This window comes from Selenomonas sp. ND2010 (assembly GCF_000702005.1).
In the GTDB taxonomy this organism is placed as follows: Bacteria; Bacillota; Negativicutes; order Selenomonadales; family Selenomonadaceae; genus Selenomonas_A.
In genome coordinates this window covers 1-2200 of the sequence record NZ_JNKI01000061.1, presented here as the reverse complement: position 1 = coordinate 2200, position 2200 = coordinate 1, and the positions used below count along the sequence as shown (strand labels likewise).

Below are 2200 nucleotides of genomic sequence, written 5' to 3'. Positions count from 1 at the left end.
AGCTATGTGGTTCCACCTGTTCCCATACCGAACACAGTAGTTAAGCACATATACGCCGAAAGTACTTGTCTGGAGACGGACTGGGAGGATAGGTAGTTGCCGGTTCTAATGGCGGCTTTGGTGAAGCGGTTAACACACTGGATTGTGGCTCCAGCATGCATGGGTTCGATCCCCATAAGTCGCCCCATTTTAACTATTAGGGGTATAGCTCAATTGGTAGAGCAACGGTCTCCAAAACCGTAGGTTGTGAGTTCGATTCTTACTGCCCCTGCCATATATATGGAGTGGTACTCAAGAGGCTGAAGAGGACGGTTTGCTAAATCGTTAGGCTGGGTAACCGGTGCGGAGGTTCGAATCCTCTCCACTCCGCCACTTGCAAATTTAAGCTCTGTTTTTCAGAGCTTTTTTTGTGTCTAAAAATAAATTTTATAGCAATTATTAGAAAATTATCGGTTATTTTTCAAATTGACATAGGTCTTTTTCTTTGTTATTCTTGTAACTGTCATATTACTTGTATAAGCCCGCTGATATGGTGTGGGCGTTTCTACCAGGCAGCCGTAAACTGTCACAGTCTACAAGGGAAATTGCGCATGATTATTTATGGGGATTATTAATCATTGGAGTCTTTTCTTTTCGGGCTGAGCATTTATGGAAGCCCAGAAAGAGGAGGCTTTTATTTTTATGCAAGCACAAATGGGTCAGCCGACCTTCCTGGAACGTTTCTTTAAAATCCGGGAGAAACAATCATCGGTCAAAACAGAAATTTTGGCTGGTTTTACGACATTTATTGCTTTGTCGTATATTATGTTCGTTAATCCGAATATTTTAGCTGATGCGGGCATTCCTAAGGAAGCGGCGATAGCTTCGACGATTTGGATTGCGGCACTTTCGACGATGGTTATGGGTGTTTTTGCCAATTATCCGGTCGCTTTAGCGCCGGGGATGGGGTTGAATGCATTTTTTGCTTATTACGTCTGCGGCGTTTTGCATTTGCATTGGACTGTGGCGTTAGGCGCGGTTTTCTTTTCTGGTGTTTTGTTTTTGCTTTTGACAGTCAGTCATATTCGTCAGGCAATCATCAATGCCGTTCCGCAAAATCTGCGCGTTGCTATTGGCGTTGGTATTGGGTTATTCATTGCGTTTATCGGGTTGAAGGGAACGGGACTTATCGTAAGTGACCCGGCAACATTTATTACACTTGGTCATGTGACTAATCCGACGACGGCTCTTTCGATGTTTGGCCTTGTATGCACTGGTGCACTAATGGCCCGTAACGTTCAAGGGGCGATTTTGATTGGCATTGTTTTGACCACACTGCTTTCGATGGCAATGGGCTATTCGCCAGTCCCGCATTCCTTTGCGGATGTTATCAGTTCGTCGCTCCCTCATATGAGCGAAACATTTGGTAAGTTGGATATTGTAGGTGCATGGAATTACGGAATCGTTTCAATCATTTTCACGTTCACGGTTGTAGAGCTTTTCGATAATATGGGAACACTGATTGGTCTTACCTCGAAGGCTAAGATGGTAAAACCAAATGGCGAGATTGAAAATATTGATCGTGCCTTGACTACAGATGCTGTGGGGACGATTTGCAGTTCGGTTTTTGGTACTTCGACGGTTACTACTTATATTGAAAGTGCTGCTGGCATTGCTGCTGGTGGTAAAACGGGACTTACGGCTGTTACGGTAGCGGTCCTCTTCTTAATTTCGCTGTTCTTTGCTCCTCTCATTGGTCTTGTGCCAGGATTTGCAACAGCTCCACCGCTTATTTTGGTTGGTGCTTTGATGATGAGCGAAGTGGGCAAGATTAATTTCCAGGATTTTACCGATGCATTGCCAGCTTTCCTGACAATTATCATGATGCCACTGACGTCTTCGATTGCTAATGGTTTTGCTTTTGGTTTTATCAGTTTTGCCTTTATCAAGACATTAGGCGGCAAATGGCGTGAAGTCAGCCCGATTATGTGGTTAGTCAGCATCGCGTTCCTTATCAATTTGTTTATGCGGTCGTGAGGATCAAATTATCGCCTCATTCGGCGGTAACTCATTTATAGTTTTTGTTTTATTCCTAGGGCCTGTGAAAAATCCCTTTATATTGACATAAAACATAGAAGCCTCCATAAGATGGATTCATCTACCTTATGGAGGCTTCTATGAATTTATCCACGCATTTTTTACAAATTACAGTTTGCAGGGG

Annotated in this window: 1 protein-coding gene, 3 tRNA genes, 1 rRNA gene and 1 riboswitch; all 5 genes read left to right on the top strand. The window is 43.6% G+C overall.

What is annotated here, in order from left to right; translation table 11 throughout:
* Nucleotides 1-105: ribosomal RNA gene (gene rrf / locus T504_RS0112075) — 5S ribosomal RNA — on the top strand; the annotation flags it as partial.
* 6 nt (nucleotides 106-111) lie between these two features.
* A tRNA-His gene (locus T504_RS0112070) sits at nucleotides 112-187 on the top strand.
* Nucleotides 188-198: 11 nt separating this feature from the next.
* Nucleotides 199-274 (top strand) — tRNA-Trp (locus tag T504_RS0112065).
* Between the two features lie 7 nt (nucleotides 275-281).
* A tRNA-Ser gene (locus T504_RS0112060) sits at nucleotides 282-372 on the top strand.
* Nucleotides 373-491: 119 nt separating this feature from the next.
* Nucleotides 492-595, top strand: a riboswitch (purine riboswitch).
* A gap of 86 nt (nucleotides 596-681) precedes the next feature.
* Complete coding sequence (locus T504_RS0112055) at nucleotides 682-2016, top strand: NCS2 family permease (protein ID WP_033171312.1); 1335 nt, start codon at nucleotides 682-684, stop codon at nucleotides 2014-2016.
* Nucleotides 2017-2200: the final 184 nt, after the last annotated feature.

Bases quoted from the DNA above. Each gene is read 5' to 3' on its own strand.
- T504_RS0112055 (WP_033171312.1), top strand. From the start codon at position 682: ATGCAAGCACAAATGGGTCAGCCGACCTTCCTGGAACGTTTCTTTAAA.